The organism is Chryseobacterium sp. MEBOG06 (assembly GCF_021869765.1).
Classification (GTDB): Bacteria; Bacteroidota; Bacteroidia; order Flavobacteriales; family Weeksellaceae; genus Chryseobacterium.
Map to the genome: position 1 here is coordinate 1,429,549 of NZ_CP084580.1, position 18,742 is coordinate 1,448,290.

Here is an 18,742-nt window from a genome sequence, read left to right on the forward strand (position 1 = left end):
TTTAGAGAAATTGTTTTTTTGAATTTTATTACTCAGCTTTTAACTTTCAATTTTCCGCTTTCTATTTTCTGCTTTCCACTCTAAAAGAAATCCTTATTTTTGTAAAAAGAAAAATTCGTGATCAACAACGACCAGATAAAAGATGTTCAATCCAGAATTGAAGATTTACACAGATATCTTCAGATTGAAAAAAAGAAGATTGAAATAGCCAATGATGATGAAAAAACGGCAGCTCCTGAGTTTTGGGATAACCCTAAAATTGCTGAAGCTTTCCTAAAACAGCTTCGTTCCAAGAAAAAATGGGTAGAAGGATACGATGAGATTCAGACACAGTTTGAAGATCTGCAGGTGTTGGCTGACTTTGCTAAAGAAGATCCGGATTCTGAAAAAGAACTGGATGAAACCTTCCCCCAGTTATTAGAAAAAATTGAAGATCTTGAATTCAAGAATATGCTTTCCAATGAAGGAGATGAGCTTTCTGCTGTTCTTCAGATTACTGCCGGAGCTGGTGGTACAGAGAGCTGTGATTGGGCCTCCATGCTGATGAGAATGTATACAATGTGGTCAGAAAAGCAGGGCTATAAGATCCGTGAGCTTAACTTTCAGGAAGGTGATGTAGCCGGAGTAAAAACAGTTACCCTTGAAATTGAAGGTGAATATGCCTTTGGTTATCTGAAAGGAGAGAATGGTGTACATCGTTTGGTAAGAATTTCCCCTTTTGACAGTAATGCAAAACGACATACCAGTTTTGTATCCGTATACGTATATCCATTGGTAGATGATACTATTGAAATTAATATCAACCCTGCCGATATATCATTTGAAACCATGAGATCTTCCGGAGCCGGAGGTCAGAACGTAAATAAGGTGGAAACTGCTGTACGTCTTCGACACGCGCCAACAGGAATTATCATTGAAAATTCAGAATCACGTTCTCAGCTTCAGAATAAAGAAAAAGCAATGCAGCTCCTTCGTTCAAGACTATATGAAATGGAATTGGAAGAGCGTATGAAGGCCAGAACTGAAATTGAAGCCAACAAAATGAAAATCGAGTGGGGAAGTCAGATCAGAAACTACGTAATGCATCCATACAAATTGGTAAAAGATGTACGCTCAGGTCATGAAACATCAGATGTGGATGCTGTAATGAACGGGAATATTACCCCTTTCCTGAAAGCTTTCCTGATGGCCGATGGGACGGCAGTTTCGGATGATGACCTGGATCTATAAAATATCATAGGATTTTTAGTTAAAATCTTATAATTAATTTTTGTTTCAGGTATTTTAGACTTATTTTTGTTGTTCATCGATATATATGGAAGATTTCAATAGTTGGAAGGATTTATTAAACCCTGAGTTTTATATTAAAATGGGAGGGTTTTGGCTTATATTATTTATTGTCTTTGCTGAAACGGGCCTTTTTGTAGGTTTCTTTCTTCCCGGAGACTCACTCCTGTTTGTTTCAGGAATTTATGCCGTTGAAATCATCAAAGAGACTTTTGGTTCTACAGGAAGTGATTTTCTGGATACCACTATCCTTGCATCAGGTGTAGCGCTTGCTGCTATTATCGGAAATGAAGTAGGGTATTATTTTGGAAGAAAAGCAGGACCGGCTTTGTATAAAAGACCAGATTCAATGCTTTTCAAGAAAAAATACCTTTATCAGGCTCATGATTTCTTTGAAAAACATGGGGCTTTAGCCATCATTATGGCAAGATTCTTACCCGTTGTAAGAACCTTTACTCCAATTGTTGCAGGAATTGTAAAAATGGATAAGAAAGAGTTTTTAAGAGATAATGTTATCGGAGCTGTTTTATGGTCATTTATTTTGATCTTTGCAGGACATTACCTTGATAAATTATTCATGGAGCAGTTTGGAATCAATCTGAAAGAAAAACTGGAGTACATCATTATTGTGATTGTGTTGGTAACAACGCTTCCGGTAATCTTCAAATTTGTTTTCGGAAAAAAAGAGGATTTCTCTAAATACGAAGATAAAGACCTGGAATAAAAAGTAATTACACCAAAAATATAGAGGCTGTTTCAATAGTGAGACAGCCTTTTTTGTTCTAATTGAGAGTAATAATAAAAAATGCTCTTTAGTGGCTAAAGACCAGGAGTATGTTTGAACAGGTTTTATTTTTTTATCCAATCCAGAATGTTGGGATAAATAATACTGTCTCTTTTTCTTTTACTGAAAAATCTTGGAGCATGCCCGGTTCTCTTCATAAAGATAAGCTTGTGGGGAACATTCAGACGGGTAAGTGCTGAGTCCATTGCTAAACCCTGATGCTGGTTCACCAGAATATCATTGGTTCCCTGAAATAACAGCGTGGGAACATTCGTAATATTGGCAGTAGGGCTTGCTTCTTTAAAGGCTTCAGATATGTTTTTCCGGTCAAATTTGCTTCCTACTACTTTTTGGACTGTGGGGGAAGTATATCTTGAGTAAAAAGAATCAAGATATTCAGGACTGTAAAAATCTGTAGGGGCACTTAGAGAAATGATCTTTTTGATCTGCTCCGGATGCTGGTAGCCATAGAGCAGAGCAAGATGTCCACCGGCACTTTCTCCCAGAATAATATAGTTGTTGGGGTGAAGTTCAGCTTTCTCAGCCAAAGAATTGAATTTATCAATCACCAAACCGATATCCTCAAGCTGCTTTTTGTACGTGATTTCCTTGCGGGCAGAAACCAGGCGGTAATTCATATTAATGCTGGGAATCTTATTATCAAAGAGCATTTTCTGAATCTGAATCATATGTTCTTTATTTCCCAGAGTCCACGCCCCACCATGCACGATAAGAACAACCGGAGAATCCTCGGGATAGTCTTTGGGAAGAAAAACATCCATTCTCTGCTTTTTATGCTCTCCGTATTTTAAGTTATAGATTTTCTGCTGGCCTCCGGGACCTACCCAAACCCGGAATTTCGTATTGCATGACTGCAAAAGAAAGGATATAGATCCCATAACGAAAAAATGATACCTGAGAATGAGCTTTTTCATAGATCAAATGTAGTGAAAATAACAAATTCTTTGATTTTAGGGAAGTAAAATTATTATGGTACAAACTATTAAAAAACAGAATTAAATATTTATTTTTGCTGAACTTAACAAAGATTAAAAAAACATTAAAATATGGCATCAGGCTTTTTTGCGATTTTAGATGATATTGCTGCATTGATGGATGATGTAGCGGTTACGAGTAAAATAGCTACACAAAAAACAGCAGGTATTTTGGGCGATGATCTGGCTGTAAATGCCGAAAAAGCTACAGGATTTGTTTCTTCAAGGGAGCTTCCTGTTTTATGGGCGATTACAAAAGGCTCATTTATCAATAAACTTATTATTCTTCCTATAGCTTTTCTTCTCAACTGGCTGTATAAACCGGCTATTGAGATTATTCTTATTCTGGGAGGTTTATATCTTGCTTTTGAAGGAGTAGAAAAAATTATAGAATACTTATTTCACCGCTCCAAAAAAGAAGAGGCAGCTGTAGAAGAGAAAGTAGAAGAAAACTCAGAAGCCGCTGAAAAAGCAAAAATAAATTCAGCCATCAGAACAGATTTTATTCTTTCTATTGAAATTGTTATTATCGCTTTGGGAACTGTTATTCAACAGGAGCATCCGCTCATTACACAGATTCTTACTGTGACGTTTGTTTCATTTTTAGCAACTGTAGGGGTTTACGGAATCGTTGCTCTTATTGTAAGAATGGACGATGCTGGTTTTTCATTGATTAAAAAGAGCCACGATAAAGGATTCTTTTCAAAACTTGGTCATTTATTGGTAAAGGCATTGCCGGTAATCATCAAACTTTTAGGAATTGTAGGAACTATTGCCTTGATTCTTGTTTCAGGCGGTATTTTTGATCATAATATTCATTATCTGCATGAGATGTTTCCAACGTGGCCGGAGATGCTCAAACAACTTACCTTCGGGCTTGTTGGAGGTTTGGCAGCTGTAGCTGTATTTACCATTGGTAAAGCAGTGTATTCGCTGGCTGCAAAAAAATAAAATAGAATTAGATTTAAATAACCGAAAATCCTGCATTCGTGAGAGTGCAGGATTTTTATATGACTAATATTTACCACAGAAATATTTTACGTTTTGATCAAAGGAATATACTGTTGTAAGATAATTTGCATCTTCATAAGTGAGCCCAATTCTGCTTAAGTATTTTTTCTCTGCTACGTCGTATATTTCATCATGCATTTTAATAAACTCATTTTGCATTTCAGGGAAGGGATACTCTTTCAATGCAACAGTATAGCATGAATCATCCATCTCAAATTCCCTTTTCACAAAACTACAGAAGCTTAGCTGTTTTTGATCCAGAACTTTTAAAAGAGAATGAAGCTTCTTTTTATCATTATCATGTTTTATTTGAGGAAGTACCTTCTCACGAAATTCATCATTAGCTAAACTATATTTTTTAGTTTCAGCTTTAGTTTCTTTAATCATTAAATTTCGTTTTCCATCTGTACAGGAAATAATTGTTATTAAAAAAAGTAAGAAGCAGACTGAGATAAATTTCATGGCTTTGATTTATTTAGATGCTAAATTAAAGCCCGTTAATACAAATAAAAAAAGGATTCCCGTAAGAACCCTTTGTATATTAATTGAATAAATCTTTTACTTTATCAAAAAAAGTTTTTTCCTTTCCGGATGGTTCTGCAACCATTTCTCCGCTGGACATCTGCTTTTCAAAGAAGTCTTTCTGTTCTTTAGTAAGCTTTTGAGGGGTCCATACATTGATGTGAATAAACATATCTCCTTTTCCATAGCTGTCTATGCTTGGAAGTCCTTTTCCGGCAAGTCTTAGGATTTTTCCGGATTGTGTTCCCGGATCAACTGTAATTTTTACTTTTCCACCTACGGTAGGGATTTCTTTTTTAGTTCCTAAAGCAGCTTCTGCAAATGAAACATATAATTCCTGATGAAGATTATCACCTTCTCTCTTAATTGTCTGATCTACGTCCTCTTCTATAATCACCAATAAGTCACCCGGAATTCCTCCAAAAGGAGCGTCGTTCCCCTTTCCTCTTACATTAAGCTGGATACCGTCTCTGGCTCCTGCAGGAATATTGATTGTGATTTCTTCTTCCTCTTTTATAAGGCCCTGAGCATTAGCTCCAGCCGGAATTTTATCAGCTACCTTTCCGATTCCCTGGCAAGTAGAGCAGGTAGTTTGGGTTTGCATTTGACCAAACATAGTGTTCATTACTTTAAGCTGAACACCGGAACCGTTACATGTAGGACACGTTTTTGAAGTGGCACCTTCTGCCATCTTCATTTTTTTTACTTTGATTGTTTTATGAGTTCCGTTGACCATTTCCTCAAGGTTCAGCTTGATTCTGATTCTTAAATTAGAACCTTTTACCTGCTGACGGCCGCCGCCGCCGCCACCGAATCCTCCGAAACCACCACCGAAAATATCTCCAAACTGGCTGAAAATATCTTCCATGTTCATACCGCCTCCGAAGCCTCCACCTCCGTAACCTCCGTTTCCACTCATTCCGGCATGGCCGAACTGGTCGTATCTGGCACGTTTCTGATCGTCGCTTAATACCTCATAGGCCTCTGCTGCTTCTTTAAACTTTTCTTCAGCCTCTTTATCACCTGGGTTTTTATCCGGGTGAAATTTGATGGCCATCTTACGGTATGCTTTTTTTATTTCGTCGGCTGAGGCAGATTTGCTGATCTCAAGAACCTCGTAATAATCTCTTTTTGACATGACTTTCTATTCTATAATTGATGGGATAAATGATAAAAGATATTTAAAAATTTAGTAATAAAAGTATAGCTGATCATCATTTATCACTCATCATTTATCATTTATAATATTAGTTTCCTGTTACTACTTTTGCAAAACGGATTACTTTATCATTTAAAGTGTAACCTGTTTCGATAACATCTACGATTTTTCCTTTTAAATCTTCCGATGGAGCAGGAATTTGAGTAATAGCCTCATGGAAATCCACGTTGAAAGTGTCTCCGGATCTAACTTCCATTGTTTTTAACCCTTTTTCAGTAAGTTTATTTTTGAATTTCTGATAGATAAGCTCTACCCCCTGAAGGTCAGCCGGATTTCCGTTTTTAGCGATTTCTTTTAATGCTCTTTCAAAATCATCTAAAACTCCTAACATAGAAACCATCATTTCCTGATTAGCGTACTGGAAGAATTCCATCTTCTCCTTAGTCGTTCTTTTTTTATAGTTTTCGAACTCAGCATACAATCTGATGTAACGGTCTTTTTCTTCTGCCAAAAGTTCCTCTGGAGAAGGGGTAGCTGTCACATTGTCCTGAGACGCTGCTTCGTTCTGAACATTGTTTTCCTGTTGATTATTGATGCTTTCTTCGTTAATATCCTGATTTTCCATAATTCAATATTTATTTACAGAAATGTTTCACAAAGAACCTGCCAAATCAGAAATCTGGACATTTAGGCAGAAAAAGACAGCACCTGAAAAAGGGCTTTGAAAGAGAATTATTGAAAATTAAGAATTGAAATAATGAATACCCCAATTACTATTTATTGACCATAATTCACATTCGCTTTTAATTATTAACTATCAATTATCAATTACTCATTATTAATTTCTCATACTTTTATTCTCCTGTAAACGTCTGATACAAAAGATAGAGGTTTAAAACAATAATGATAATGGAAATGCCCCAGACACATACTTTCATAAAAGGCCTGTTCACGAATTCACCCATTTTGGCTTTATCATTGGTAAACATGACCAGTGGAACGACTGCAAAGCTTAGCTGCATAGACAATATGACCTGGCTTAAGACCAATAGCTGAGTTGTTCCCTGCTCACCATACAGAATAGCAACAATTAACGCAGGAATCACTGCTATAAGCCTTGTGATCAATCTTCTTAACCATGGTTTCATTCTGATATTAAGAAAACCTTCCATGACGATCTGTCCTGCGAGAGTACCTGTAAGTGTTGAATTCTGTCCGGAAGCCAATAAGGCAATAGCAAAGGCAATACTTGCCATTGAAGCTCCCAAAATAGGAGTGAGCATTTTGTAGGCATCATGAATATCTGCAACATGTTCGTTACCTGTTGTATGAAAGGTTGCAGCAGCAAGAATAAGGATCGCGGCGTTGATGAAGAAAGCCAGCATCAGTGAAACCGTACTGTCCAGCGTTGCAAACTTGATCGCCTCTTTCTTTCCTTCCGTATCACGGGGATAATCTCTTGTCTGTACAATACTGCTATGAAGATAAAGGTTGTGCGGCATAACGGTTGCTCCTAAAATCCCTATGGCAATATATAACATGGCCGGATTGGTAATGATTTCCTTTTGAGGAACCAAACCTCCCAATATCTCATTGAACGCAGGTTGAGAAATGACTATTTCATAAACGAAGCAGGCTAAAATGATGAAAATAAGCCCGCCTACAATACTTTCAATCCATCGGAAACCTTTTGCCTGAAGTAAAAGGATGATGAGAACATCAACGGTGGTAATGACAATACCCCACGTAAGCGGTATATGGAATAATAAGTTTAGAGCAATGGCAGAGCCAATGACCTCGGCCAGATCACAGGCGGCAATGGCTATTTCACAAAATACCCAGAGAATAAAATTGGTCGTAGGGCTGAAATGATCCCTGCAGGCCTGTGCTAAATCTCGTTCTGCAACAACTCCCAGTTTTACAGATAAATGCTGTAGAACCATTGCAAAAATATTTGAAATAAGAATTACAGAAAGTAAGGTATATCCAAATTGAGCTCCTCCGGCAATATCCGTAGCCCAGTTTCCCGGATCCATATATCCTACAGCAATCATAAGTCCCGGACCTGCAAATGCGAGATATTTCCTCCAAAAACCTGCTTTTCTAGGAACTTTTATAGAAGAATATACTTCTGATAACGAGTGAGATGTTTTATCTTTTCGCCAAGCGCTTTTTAAATTGAAACTCATAAATGTTAGAAATGACTAACAAATTTAATTAAATAAATGTAAACACAAAAATCATAGAAAGAAAAAATCCCGGAAATCAATTTCCGGGACTTAATTTTTATTGATTCTAAAGATTATTTTGCAAATCTTACAGACATTTTTCTGTCAGCAGCTCTTTCTGCATCAGATGCTTTTGCATCTACTTTAGCAAATTTACTTCCGTACCCTTCTGCTTCCAGTACCTGAGCTCCTATTCCTGCTTTTGCTAAAGCAGCTTTGATATATTCAGCTCTGGCTTTTGATAGTTTTACATTAGAAGCTTCATTTCCTGTTTTGTCAGTATAGCCACCGATTTTGATCTTAGCTTCAGGGAAAGCTTTAAGAATCGCTACTAAATTATCCAGCTGTCCTTGTGAACCAGCTTCCAGCTCGGCAGCACTTCCCATTTTGAAATTTACATGGTCAAAATCGTACCACTTATCTTTCAATGCTGAATCATCAGCTGCATTTTTGTAGGCTCCGGATTTCAGGAATGCAATCATTTGATCTTCCATTCCTCCTTTATAGCCTTTCAGCATTACCCCGTTAAGGTCTATATTTTCATCCGTTTTAACGGTAGCAGGAGCCGGGGCTGTAGCCCCCATACTGGTGGTATCTGTATGTGAAACGGCAGATGCAGAGTCAGACATAGCTGTAGTAGTGGTGGTAGTCTGCTTTTTCTCGCATTGTTTCCATAAGAAATATGCCGCTGCTAGTAATAATAAAAGCGGAAGCAACCATTTCCAGATGGAGCCTCCGCCTTGATTATTGTTATTATTTTCAAACTGTTCTCTTATTTCTCTGGCTCCTTCTGAAGCGTGTTCTCTGGCTGTAGCTACTCCTTCTGCAAGGTTATCTTTCGCCGTGGAGGTTACTGAAGAAACTGTTTCTTTAGCCTGCCCGAACCAATTTTCAGCTCCTAATCCAAAGGATGCCAAAGATAGGCCTGCCGGCAATAAAGAAGAGATCATGCCTTTCTGATCATGCAGTAAGCTGGAAATACCCGAAGCACCCAAATTATTGTCTGCCGCATATTTTCCAACAGTGCCTGCTGTAGCCCCGGTAACCAGGTTTAACAATGAACCTGCAGAAGTATTGCTGATTCCTGAAAAACTGGCAATGGAATTTACTAACCCTCCTATCTTATCTCCAAAAATAGAAGATAATAAATTGGAAACTATAGGATTACTGGATGAATTACCTAGTAAATTACCTAAAATTCCACTCGAAGAGGCCTTTGTAATAGCATCCACAACACCAGGGTTGTCTGCGTTATTGGCCAATCCACCTACTACCGCAGGTAACAAGCCACCTATTGCTTTAGAAATACCGGATTCGCTTTCTCCAAACTGTGATGCAGCCTGTGAAACCAAAGCGGGACCTAATTGTCCTTTAATTAAATCAATGACATTTAAAGACATAATAATAAATTTTTTTGATTAATGTTGATATAAATTTAAACAAAAATCTGTCCAAATGTCACCTTTTTTTGAATTTTTCTTTAAAAAACAACGATTTTTTTTTAAATCGTTGAAAATTATTAATAGGCTTTTGCGAATAATACACGTCTCTTAGAAGGTTTTCCTGAGATCAGTGAAATGCCTTCCTCTACATCATCATCCAGAGGAATACATCTGATTGTTGCTTTAGTTTCGTCCTTTATCTGCTCTTCTTCTTCGGCAGTACCATCCCAATGTGCATAGATGAAACCTCCTTTTTCTTCTAAAACTTTCTTAAATTCTTCATAAGAGTCCACTTTTGTAATGTTTTCTTTTCTGAAGTTGAAAGCTTTAGTATAAAGCTCCTCCTGAATGGTTTTTAATAATTCTTCAACATAAGAATCCAATCCTTCAATAGAACGTACTTCTTTGGTAAGGTTATCTCTTCTTGCGATCTCAACAGATTTGTTCTCCAAATCTCTTGGTCCCATTGCAATTCTTACAGGAACACCTTTCAATTCGTATTCAGCAAATTTCCAGCCCGGTTTGTTCTGAGTATCGTTATCAAATTTCACAGAAATTCCTTTTGCTTTTAGCTTAGCCTGAATATCTAATGCAACTTCACTGATTTGTTCTAATTGTTCTTCTCCTTTAAAGATAGGGACAATCACTACCTGAATAGGTGCAAGGGTTGGAGGCAGTACCAAACCGAAATCATCAGAGTGAGTCATAATCAAAGCTCCCATTAAACGGGTTGATGTTCCCCATGAGGTAGCCCAAGCATGTTCAATTTTCCCTTCTTTGTTGGTGAATTTAACATCAAATGCTTTTGCAAAGTTCTGACCAAGGAAGTGAGAAGTTCCTGCCTGAAGAGCTTTTCCATCCTGCATCAATGCCTCGATACAATATGTCTCGTCGGCACCTGCAAATCTTTCAGACGGCGTTTTTAGACCCTTAATAACAGGCATCGCCATGAATTTTTCTGCAAAATCAGCATACACGTCATTCATTTTTTCTGCCTCCTCAACAGCTTCATCTTTTGTAGCATGAGCTGTATGCCCTTCCTGCCATAAGAATTCTGCTGTTCTAAGGAATAAACGGGTTCTCATTTCCCAGCGTACAACATTAGCCCATTGGTTAATTAGTATAGGTAAATCTCTGTATGACTGAATCCAGTTTCTATAAGTATTCCAGATAATGGCTTCTGAAGTAGGGCGTACAATAAGCTCTTCTTCTAATTTTGCATCCGGGTCAACAATAAGTTTGTGAGGATTGTTTGGATCTGTTTTTAACCTGTAATGAGTAACTACAGCACATTCTTTTGCAAAACCTTCCGCATTTTTTTCCTCTGCCTCAAATAAGCTTTTGGGCACAAAAAGCGGGAAGTATGCGTTAACGTGACCTGTTTCTTTGAATCTTTTATCCATTTCATCACGCATTTTCTCCCAGATTGCATAGCCATATGGTTTGATTACCATACACCCGCGCACACCTGAATTTTCAGCTAAGTCAGCTTTTACAACAAGCTCATTATACCATTTGCTGTAATCTTCGCTTCTTGAGGTTAATTTTGCCATTATTTTTTAAAATTTTTTTAACTTTTGTACATTATTGTTATCTAAAAATAAAAATCTATTTTTGATAGATTTTTTTACCAGTATTTTGGTACATTTTTGGTACAGATTGCAAATATAATTTAAATTAAAAATTTTTACGTTATCATGAAAAGAAATATACATAAAAATTTGCTTGATCTGCTAAGATCCAAAGGGATTCTGGCAGTAGCAGGCGGATTATTGCTTGTGTCTTGTGGTGCTCAGATGGGAGGGTATAGCGAGACAGATGGGGTGTATTACGACCCTAACAAGGATACGCTACCTGAAGGAGTTATCATTAATGATAGCGGTAACAGAGTAGGTGAATATTATGACTATTATCAGGATTCCAATGTAATTCAAAATGCAGAAGCGAATTCCAGAGAACAGCAAAACAGATATAGCGAATGGAGTGGAACCAATACGAACTGGGGTTCCAATGCCACAGATTCTGATTGGGGACTGTATTCAGGTTCCCAAACCAACTACTATGACAACTCATGGGGATCTCCATATGGATGGTATGGAGGATATAGTCCCTATTGGGGCTGGAACCGAGGCTGGGGCTGGGGTGCTAATATGTCCTGGGGTTGGGGCGGATCATTTGGATGGGGCTGGGGCGGCTCTATTGGATGGGGAAGTCCTTACTGGGGCGGATATTATGATCCGTTCTGGGGTGGTTACTACGGAAACCCTTATTGGGGGTACGGAGGAGGCTACTGGGGTAATGGTTACTACAATAGACCTATATACAGAAGAAGTGGAATTAGTGGAGGAGGATTCCAGAATACCGGTATAAACAATGCGGTGTACAGAACCAATACGGCTAATTCAGGATTCAGAAATAACAATAATAACGGAGGATTCAGAAACACAAATAGTGGAGGTTTCAGAGATGGTAACTCAAACGGAGGATTCAGACAGCAGGGTAACACCGGAGGATTCAGAAATAGTAATTCCGGAGGTTTCAGAGGTACACAGCCTAATAATGGCGGATTCCGTAATTCAGTTCCTCAGTCAAGACCTGACTATCAGCAATCTCAGCCAAGATATAATAATAATGGAGGCTTCAGATCCAATGATTCCGGAGGTTTCAGATCCAGCGGAGGTTTTAATTCCGGTGGCGGCGGCTTCAGAGGCGGCTCTGGCGGCGGAGGCGGCGGAATGAGATCTGGCGGCGGAAGAGGCGGCTTTAGATAATTTTCAAACGAATAAACTATTAAAAAATAATGTTAAAAAAATCTTTAGTATTAATGAGTATTTCTGCTGCATTTTTTGCGCAGGCTCAGGATGTTTCTGTAATAAGAAATACTGTGGAAGCTTACTCAAGTACTCCTATGATAGGAACTGCCAAGTTCAATGCGATGGCTGGATCTAATGGAGCATTAGGAGGAGATGCCAACTCTTTACTGACAAACCCTGCGGGGTTGGGAGTTGCTATTTCTGGCGAGGTTTCGGGAACTTTATCTATTGCAGGGAATAAGAACAGCAGTTCTATGGCTGGTTCTACATTAAATTATAGCAAGACAAGAGGAGATCTTGGAAATGCAGGTGGGATTATTGCTTTTCCGTTGATGAGTGAGACAGGATGGAAGTTTATTAATATTGGTATTAATTTTTCCAATCAGTCCCTTGATAACGTAATTCAGTCACCGGGTAACAGTAATATAATTTATGATTTTGATATTGCTGACCCTACAAAAGGCGCTTCAATGGCTGGGCACTCCTATGAAAGATATGGGAACTTGTCTAAGATGAGTTTTGGGGTAGGTGCAAATTACAATCATAATCTTTATATTGGTGCAGGATTGAACTTTTTCAATGCAACAATAGATCAGTATGATACTCTGGGATACAGAAACCTTATGAATAATTCTGTAGAATTGTTCAGTAAGCAAGATACTCCTTACTCTGAAAGATCTTCAGGTTTTTCAGCTTCAGTAGGGGTTATTGGAAAGCTGAGTCCTAATTTCAGACTTGGAGCGTCTCTTGAAACTCCTACATTCTGGAGTATAGACAGAAATTATAACTTCTATAATGATCCTAATTACGGAGATGATATAGGAGCTGAAAACAGAAAGTTCACTTCTCCGCTTAAAGCAACGGTAAGTGCTGCATTTGTAGCAAGTAAAAACTTCTCGTTGAACGTAGACTATACATTAGGACTTACAAAGCCTGATTATAAAGTGTACGGTTCTGCAGAAAGAGAACTGAATGATTTCTTTAAAGACAATTATAAGAACCTTTCAGAAGTAAGAGTCGGAGCTGAATATAGAGTAAAACAATTCAGATTAAGAGGCGGATATGCTTACCAGTCAAGTCCGTTTGATGCCCTTACAATCAGCAGATTTAATGATGCCGGTGTTGCAGGCGATCAGTCATACAGTAATCTGATGCTGAGCGATAGAAATACTGCTTCATTGGGGATAGGATATGATTTCAAATCATTCTATGTTGATGCTTCTTATCAGAACATTACTTCCAAGTACAGCAATCCTTTTATGAGAGGGTATATGGGAGATAATTTTGATACCTCTTACTATTCAGCAAAAAATATCGCTCAAAGTGATTCTTATGCAGTAAGTGATGTAAAAAGCACCAGAAATAATTTCTTCCTTACTGTAGGATGGAAGTTCTAAATTTCAGTTTTTATCACTGATATAAATTAAAAGCTCCGAAATTTTTCGGAGCTTTTCTATTTTTAGTGAACGTGAGCTTCAGGATGCTGATGGAAAAGATGCATTACCAATGCAAGGGAAACACCCAGTACCACCAGTCCGATTTTTACCCAGTCAATATTATGATTTTTATTACTTTCAAAAATGATCACAGATGAAATATGCAGAAAAATTCCACCTACGATGGCCAGAAAATAAGGCTGAAGATTGGGATTGAAATAGTTTCCCAATAGCATTCCCATTGGGGAAGCCAATGCAAATAAAGCAACAATCAGAAGAGAAGGATAAGATGTACTTTTTGAATCCTTTTTTCCGTTGAACAAAAATGCTCCCAGAATAAATGAAATAGGAAGATTATGAAATAAAATTCCTAAAAGATACGGGGACAGTTGGTGCTGCTCATTGGCAAGAGGAATACCTTCTATAAATGCATGAATAAAAAGGCCCACCATTAGAGCAACGGGAAGGATGTTGTGCTCGTTATGATGATGGAAATGTCCATGTTCAAAACCTTTGGTAAGGGCTTCAAGAATCATCTGAAGAAGAACTCCTGCGATGACGAATATTCCAAGACTGCTGCCTTCTGTAGAAGTGTAAACTTGCGGGAAAACTTCATTAAGGCAGATTGTAATCAAAAAACCGGCACTTAATATCAACAGGTTTTTGGCCAGTTTTTCTTTTTTACCAAAGTGCTTTCCCAGAAATACTCCGGCTATAACACTTAAAATCAGTAAAAGTACTGTTATCATTATTTTTTCTTAAATAAATTGATGCAACGCGGAGAGCTTTCCTTATTAAATTCGTTAAGCTGATAGTCTCCCCAGATTTTTATTCTTTCAAAACCACATTCTGAAGCATATGCATGAATTGCCTCCAATGGATGAAGTTTTACTTTTTCAAAGAAATGAAAAGGCTTTCCATCTGTTTCGAAGCGGATATCTTTAATAATATGCCTGCCTTCGATTTTTTTCAGAATTTTAAAATCAATATCACCCCTGTTAACGGTGGTTTCGGGAACTAAAGTATTTCTCACATAAGCTTCATTCAGATAATCCAATACAAAATATCCTCCTGGCTTTAATGCATTATAAACCGACTGGAAGACTTTTTTGTCGTCATTCTCGTTATCAAAGTATCCGAAGCTTGTAAACAAATTGAAAACAGCATCCATTGGATCTGCGTCAATGGGGTTTCTCATGTCATGAACTTCAAAAATCAGTGTTTGATTTTCATATTGTTTATCAGACTCAATACTTTGTCTTGAAAGATCCAATCCTAGGACATCGTACCCTAGTTTATTGAGAAAAACAGAGTGTCTTCCCTTTCCACAGGCAAGATCTATGATTTTGGACTGAGGCGGAAGCTGAAGGTCCGCAGTAAGCTTTGTAATGAAGTTTTCGGCTTCAGTGTAGTCTCTGTTACTATAGAGCAAATGATAATAAGGGGTATCAAACCAAGATTCAAACCATTCCATAATGCAAAAATAACTAAATTTGTGCGGTTAAAAGCAAAGTATTTTACAACATTAAAAGATTGAAAAATTCAATTGATCAATAAGTTGGAGGGCTAATCTTTTAATTATTAAAACTTTAAAACTTTTAAAACATCATTATGGATACAGAAAATATCAAAATACAGATAAAGACATTCTTCGGATTGGAGCCAATTCTTGCTGAAGAAATCAAAAAATTGGGCGGAAAAAACGTCGAAATTAAAAACAGAGCGGTAAATTGTGAAGGAGATCTTGGTTTTCTTTATAAAATTAATTATTCTGCGAGAACGGCATTGAAAATTTTGGTGCCTATCCATGAGTTCAAAGCTTTTAACCAGCATCAGTTTTATGACAGACTATTCAAATTTGAGTGGGAGAATTTTATGGATGTGGAACAGTCTTTCTCTATTGACGCAACGGTAAACTCTGAAACTTTCAAGCATTCACAGTTTGTAACTTTGAAGATGAAAGATGCCATTGTGGATTATTTCCAGGAAAAATTCAAAAGACGTCCGAATGTAGAAACCAGAGATCCGGATATTAAATTCCACCTTCATATCGATAGAGAGCTTGTCATGATTTCTATGGATTCTTCTGGAGATGCTTTATTTAAAAGAGGATATAGAAAAGAACAGGGTGAGGCTCCTATTAATGAAGTTCTTGCAAGTGGAATGCTTCAGCTGGCAGGTTGGGACGGAAAAGGAAATTTCCTTGATCCTATGTGCGGCTCAGGAACATTATTGATTGAAGCGGCAATGATCGCTATGGATCTTCCTGCTCAGATTTTCAGAAAGAGATTTGGGTTCCAGAACTGGAAAAATTATGACGCGGACTTATTCGCAAAAATTAAAGAATTCAGAATAAACAGAGTCAGACAGTTTGATGGGAAAATTGTAGGATACGATATTGATTCAAAAATGCTTAATGCAGCAAGAACAAATGTGGAGGCTGCAGAAATGGAAGATGTGATCGAGATCAAAAGGCAGGATTTCTTTGAGTCTAAAAAAGAACTTTTCCCATTATTAATGGTATTCAATCCTCCATACGACGAGAGAATTTCCATCAATGATGATGATTTTTACAAAAAAATTGGAGATACTTTCAAAACACATTACCCGAATACACTGGCATGGCTGATTTCTTCTGATCTGGAAGCTGTGAAGAAAATTGGATTACGCCCTTCAAGAAAGATCAAACTTTTCAACGGAAAGCTTGAAACAAGATTTTTACAGTACGAAATGTATGAAGGAACGAAGAAAGTACATAAACTGGAAGGTAATAAAGACTAGTATCCCGGGGATTTAAAATCTTAAATAGATGAGTTGGATTTTTTTGAAATTTTCGAGCCAATTCTTGATGTATTCGGGCTGTTTGGTTCTGGCTCCGGATGATCACGTTCCAGTCGAGACAAAACAAGTTTAAGTAGTGGTGAAAAACTACAAAAGATGGAACCTATAGATTCAGATTGTTTAAAGAAAAACTAAGTGCAGGATTTCTTGTGATGGCAGTATTTTTTTTAATAGCTTTTTGAAAGATAATATCATCGGGAAACTCTACACAACGTTAAGTACTTCTATTTAAATCGGGTTTATTTTTAAACTAAAATAATAAAAAGGCGGCTGTATCGTATCTGATACAGCCGCCTTTATTTTTATCTGGTCAGTGAAGGAGCAAAACCATACTGTTTTTTAAAAGCGTGTGAAAAATGAGAAAGATCTTCAAAACCGACTTCCAGAAAGACATCAGATGGTTTTTTATTCTTTTCTGATAAATGATAATACGCCAGTTCCAAACGTTTCCGGGTCAGCCAGCGTTGTGGCGTTATCTGATAAATTTTCCTGAAATCCCGGTTAAAGGTAGATAAGCTTCTTCCTGTAAGATACCCAAACCGTTCCAAAGGCATATTGAACATATAATTCTTTTCCATAAAGTTGATCAGATCAACTTTTCCAGGTTCATCAAAATCAGTAAGAATACCATCTATATCAGGGTTTGTTTCTCTTAAAATACTTATGGCTTCAGTGATTTTTAAATGCGCAATGTTTTCAGGAAAGGGACCTTCTATCTCAAAATAAGGAATAAGTGAAGCCAGGCAGCTTCTCAAAAGGGGTTGGCTGCCGAAGCTGTAAATACAGGATTCACGATGCCCATTTTTATGCTGGTAATCAATAGAACCATAAAACTGTTTCAGCCGTTCTGTGGTTAGATGCATGACCACTGCTTTATGAGGAAGTCCGTCTTTCGGATAATTGATAATGGTTGAAAGGTGGTTTCTGGGGATCAGGAAAATATCTCCTGCTTTAAACAGATAGGTTTTATCGGCCTGAATAATTTTAGTTTCTCCTGATATGAACCAAACCAGCATATGATATTCAAAGACCGCTTCTGTTTTGAATAATCTGTCATCAAAGCTTGAAAGCTTGATGTCCGGTGTGAGATATTGAATCTGGAAATCCATTGTCAGCTGTTTTTCAGTACAAATGTATTTAAAAAAGACATTATTTCGTGTCAAACTGAACATCCAGCATATTTTCTGTTAATTTCCATAACTCTTGTGCGTTATTCTTATCAATAGAATAGGGCTGTACACCGCGTATGGTGGCAGGTTCATCAAATCTGTGCTCAATCTGTCCTTTATCAATCTCAGCGATATCACAATTTTCACAGTAGACTCCTCCCACATTTTCAAGTTGAGGACTTACTGAGCACCATACTGTAGTGGCAGCACCTTGCTGAATTGTTTTTAATTTTGCTTCAACTTCCGGTTTGATATTTCCTTCTCTATCATGAGTTCCCAGTTGTTTAAAAAGCTCAATAGGCTCTTCTCTTCCCAAGTCAGTACCATATACGGAACCAGGATGAAGAGAGTAAGCTCTGACATTGAATTTTTTTCCTCTTTCATCAAGTTCTACAGAAAAAAGATTACAGGCTGTTTTAGATTGCCCGTATCCTGAAAGGCTTTCATACTCTCTTTTTTCAAAATTGGGATCTTCAAAATCAAAGGGAGCCATCTGGTGGCCATAGGAAGAAACATTGATAACTCTTGCCCCGTTTGCTTTTTTAAGAGCTGGCCACAGTTTTGCTGTAAGCTGAAACTGTCCTAAGTAATTCGTAGCAAGCTGAGACTCAAAACCTCTGCTGTCCCTGCGCAGGGGAACCCACATGATACCTGCATTATTAATGAGAATATCTAGTTTTTTACCGGAGGCCATGAATTTTTCAGCAAAGCTATCGATGGATGCGGAATCCATCAGGTCCATTTTTTCGAGCTCAATATTTTCAATTCCGGAAAGATTTTTTTCTGCTTTTTCAATATCTCTTGCAGGAATAATGACATGTGCTCCTGCAGAAATAAGTGTTTTTGTGGTCTCCAGGCCAATTCCTGCGTAGCCTCCTGTGATAATGACTGTTTTCCCGGTAAGGTCGGTTCCTTTTATGACTTCCTGAGCTGTAGAGTATGCGTTGAAGCCTGAGTTTAGAGGCTGTTGCAACGGATTGATAGTATGTTTCATTTTTTTTGTTTGAATTTCTACAGCAAAATTATGAGGTATTACCCATGATGATTGTGTTTAA

Annotated in this window: 17 protein-coding genes; 6 read left to right on the forward strand and 11 right to left on the reverse strand. The window is 37.6% G+C overall.

Going from position 1 to position 18,742, the window contains the following annotated elements; translation table 11 throughout:
• The first annotated feature begins 117 nt into the window (after window positions 1–117).
• Window positions 118–1,230, forward strand: a complete 1,113-nt coding sequence (prfB, locus tag LF887_RS06665; protein WP_236858064.1) for a peptide chain release factor 2 — start codon at window positions 118–120, stop codon at window positions 1,228–1,230.
• A gap of 85 nt (window positions 1,231–1,315) precedes the next feature.
• Entirely contained in the window at window positions 1,316–2,011 is a 696-nt protein-coding gene (locus LF887_RS06670) for a DedA family protein (RefSeq protein ID WP_152291316.1), read from the forward strand.
• A 125-nt stretch (window positions 2,012–2,136) separates the two neighbouring features.
• Here LF887_RS06670 and LF887_RS06675 read toward each other — a convergent pair whose 3' ends face one another.
• On the reverse strand, window positions 2,137–3,006 hold the full coding sequence (locus tag LF887_RS06675; protein WP_236858065.1) for an alpha/beta hydrolase: 870 nt from the start codon (window positions 3,004–3,006) through the stop codon (window positions 2,137–2,139).
• Between the two features lie 132 nt (window positions 3,007–3,138).
• On the opposite strand from LF887_RS06675, the gene LF887_RS06680 reads away from it, so the two are divergent.
• The gene (locus LF887_RS06680) at window positions 3,139–4,017 is read left to right on the forward strand and encodes a DUF808 domain-containing protein (RefSeq protein ID WP_236858066.1); all 879 of its coding nucleotides are present in this window, start codon (window positions 3,139–3,141) and stop codon (window positions 4,015–4,017) included.
• A 63-nt stretch (window positions 4,018–4,080) separates the two neighbouring features.
• Here LF887_RS06680 and LF887_RS06685 read toward each other — a convergent pair whose 3' ends face one another.
• The 6 genes from LF887_RS06685 to proS form a co-directional block, all read right to left on the reverse strand.
• Window positions 4,081–4,464, reverse strand: a complete 384-nt coding sequence (locus LF887_RS06685) for a hypothetical protein (RefSeq protein WP_236858067.1) — start codon at window positions 4,462–4,464, stop codon at window positions 4,081–4,083.
• A 154-nt stretch (window positions 4,465–4,618) separates the two neighbouring features.
• The gene (gene dnaJ / locus LF887_RS06690) at window positions 4,619–5,737 is read right to left on the reverse strand and encodes a molecular chaperone DnaJ (RefSeq protein ID WP_236858068.1); all 1,119 of its coding nucleotides are present in this window, start codon (window positions 5,735–5,737) and stop codon (window positions 4,619–4,621) included.
• A 109-nt stretch (window positions 5,738–5,846) separates the two neighbouring features.
• On the reverse strand, window positions 5,847–6,383 hold the full coding sequence (locus LF887_RS06695; RefSeq protein ID WP_410681015.1) for a nucleotide exchange factor GrpE: 537 nt from the start codon (window positions 6,381–6,383) through the stop codon (window positions 5,847–5,849).
• Window positions 6,384–6,612: 229 nt separating this feature from the next.
• On the reverse strand, window positions 6,613–7,947 hold the full coding sequence (locus LF887_RS06700; protein WP_236858069.1) for an Nramp family divalent metal transporter: 1,335 nt from the start codon (window positions 7,945–7,947) through the stop codon (window positions 6,613–6,615).
• Between the two features lie 113 nt (window positions 7,948–8,060).
• Complete coding sequence (locus tag LF887_RS06705) at window positions 8,061–9,386, reverse strand: OmpA family protein (RefSeq protein ID WP_236858070.1); 1,326 nt, start codon at window positions 9,384–9,386, stop codon at window positions 8,061–8,063.
• 119 nt (window positions 9,387–9,505) lie between these two features.
• A complete protein-coding gene (gene proS, locus LF887_RS06710; RefSeq protein WP_236858071.1) occupies window positions 9,506–10,981 on the reverse strand; it encodes a proline--tRNA ligase in 1,476 nt (491 codons plus the stop codon).
• A gap of 144 nt (window positions 10,982–11,125) precedes the next feature.
• Here proS and LF887_RS24310 point away from each other — a divergent pair, with 144 nt between their 5' ends.
• Both LF887_RS24310 and LF887_RS06720 read left to right on the forward strand, forming a co-directional pair.
• Complete coding sequence (locus LF887_RS24310; protein WP_317207789.1) at window positions 11,126–12,199, forward strand: prolyl-tRNA synthetase; 1,074 nt, start codon at window positions 11,126–11,128, stop codon at window positions 12,197–12,199.
• A 53-nt stretch (window positions 12,200–12,252) separates the two neighbouring features.
• Window positions 12,253–13,638, forward strand: coding sequence for an OmpP1/FadL family transporter (locus tag LF887_RS06720; protein ID WP_236858073.1), 1,386 nt, complete (start codon window positions 12,253–12,255; stop codon window positions 13,636–13,638).
• A gap of 62 nt (window positions 13,639–13,700) precedes the next feature.
• Here the strand turns inward: LF887_RS06720 and LF887_RS06725 are convergent, their stop codons facing one another.
• Together LF887_RS06725 and LF887_RS06730 are read right to left on the reverse strand one after the other, a co-directional pair.
• Complete coding sequence (locus tag LF887_RS06725; RefSeq protein ID WP_236859474.1) at window positions 13,701–14,423, reverse strand: ZIP family metal transporter; 723 nt, start codon at window positions 14,421–14,423, stop codon at window positions 13,701–13,703.
• A 2-nt stretch (window positions 14,424–14,425) separates the two neighbouring features.
• Entirely contained in the window at window positions 14,426–15,151 is a 726-nt protein-coding gene (locus tag LF887_RS06730; RefSeq protein WP_236858074.1) for a class I SAM-dependent DNA methyltransferase, read from the reverse strand.
• 137 nt (window positions 15,152–15,288) lie between these two features.
• Between LF887_RS06730 and LF887_RS06735 the strand changes: the two genes are divergently transcribed.
• Complete coding sequence (locus tag LF887_RS06735; protein ID WP_236858079.1) at window positions 15,289–16,458, forward strand: class I SAM-dependent RNA methyltransferase; 1,170 nt, start codon at window positions 15,289–15,291, stop codon at window positions 16,456–16,458.
• 362 nt (window positions 16,459–16,820) lie between these two features.
• On the opposite strand, the gene LF887_RS06740 is transcribed toward LF887_RS06735, so the two are convergent.
• Window positions 16,821–17,627, reverse strand: a complete 807-nt coding sequence (locus LF887_RS06740) for a helix-turn-helix domain-containing protein (RefSeq protein ID WP_236858081.1) — start codon at window positions 17,625–17,627, stop codon at window positions 16,821–16,823.
• 40 nt (window positions 17,628–17,667) lie between these two features.
• On the reverse strand, window positions 17,668–18,681 hold the full coding sequence (locus LF887_RS06745; protein ID WP_236858085.1) for an SDR family NAD(P)-dependent oxidoreductase: 1,014 nt from the start codon (window positions 18,679–18,681) through the stop codon (window positions 17,668–17,670).
• Window positions 18,682–18,742: the final 61 nt, after the last annotated feature.

What these genes read in the sequence shown, in the direction of transcription:
- LF887_RS06670 (WP_152291316.1), top strand. Translation starts at nt 1,316, where the DNA reads ATGGAAGATTTCAATAGTTGGAAGGATTTATTAAACCCTGAGTTTTAT.
- LF887_RS06675 (WP_236858065.1), bottom strand. Translation starts at nt 3,006, where the DNA reads ATGAAAAAGCTCATTCTCAGGTATCATTTTTTCGTTATGGGATCTATA.
- LF887_RS06680 (WP_236858066.1), top strand. Translation starts at nt 3,139, where the DNA reads ATGGCATCAGGCTTTTTTGCGATTTTAGATGATATTGCTGCATTGATG.
- LF887_RS06685 (WP_236858067.1), bottom strand. Translation starts at nt 4,464, where the DNA reads ATGATTAAAGAAACTAAAGCTGAAACTAAAAAATATAGTTTAGCTAAT.
- dnaJ (WP_236858068.1), bottom strand. Translation starts at nt 5,737, where the DNA reads ATGTCAAAAAGAGATTATTACGAGGTTCTTGAGATCAGCAAATCTGCC.
- LF887_RS06695 (WP_410681015.1), bottom strand. Translation starts at nt 6,383, where the DNA reads ATGGAAAATCAGGATATTAACGAAGAAAGCATCAATAATCAACAGGAA.
- LF887_RS06700 (WP_236858069.1), bottom strand. Translation starts at nt 7,947, where the DNA reads ATGAGTTTCAATTTAAAAAGCGCTTGGCGAAAAGATAAAACATCTCAC.
- LF887_RS06705 (WP_236858070.1), bottom strand. Translation starts at nt 9,386, where the DNA reads ATGTCTTTAAATGTCATTGATTTAATTAAAGGACAATTAGGTCCCGCT.
- proS (WP_236858071.1), bottom strand. Translation starts at nt 10,981, where the DNA reads ATGGCAAAATTAACCTCAAGAAGCGAAGATTACAGCAAATGGTATAAT.
- LF887_RS24310 (WP_317207789.1), top strand. Translation starts at nt 11,126, where the DNA reads ATGAAAAGAAATATACATAAAAATTTGCTTGATCTGCTAAGATCCAAA.
- LF887_RS06720 (WP_236858073.1), top strand. Translation starts at nt 12,253, where the DNA reads ATGAGTATTTCTGCTGCATTTTTTGCGCAGGCTCAGGATGTTTCTGTA.
- LF887_RS06730 (WP_236858074.1), bottom strand. Translation starts at nt 15,151, where the DNA reads ATGGAATGGTTTGAATCTTGGTTTGATACCCCTTATTATCATTTGCTC.
- LF887_RS06735 (WP_236858079.1), top strand. Translation starts at nt 15,289, where the DNA reads ATGGATACAGAAAATATCAAAATACAGATAAAGACATTCTTCGGATTG.
- LF887_RS06740 (WP_236858081.1), bottom strand. Translation starts at nt 17,627, where the DNA reads ATGGATTTCCAGATTCAATATCTCACACCGGACATCAAGCTTTCAAGC.
- LF887_RS06745 (WP_236858085.1), bottom strand. Translation starts at nt 18,681, where the DNA reads ATGAAACATACTATCAATCCGTTGCAACAGCCTCTAAACTCAGGCTTC.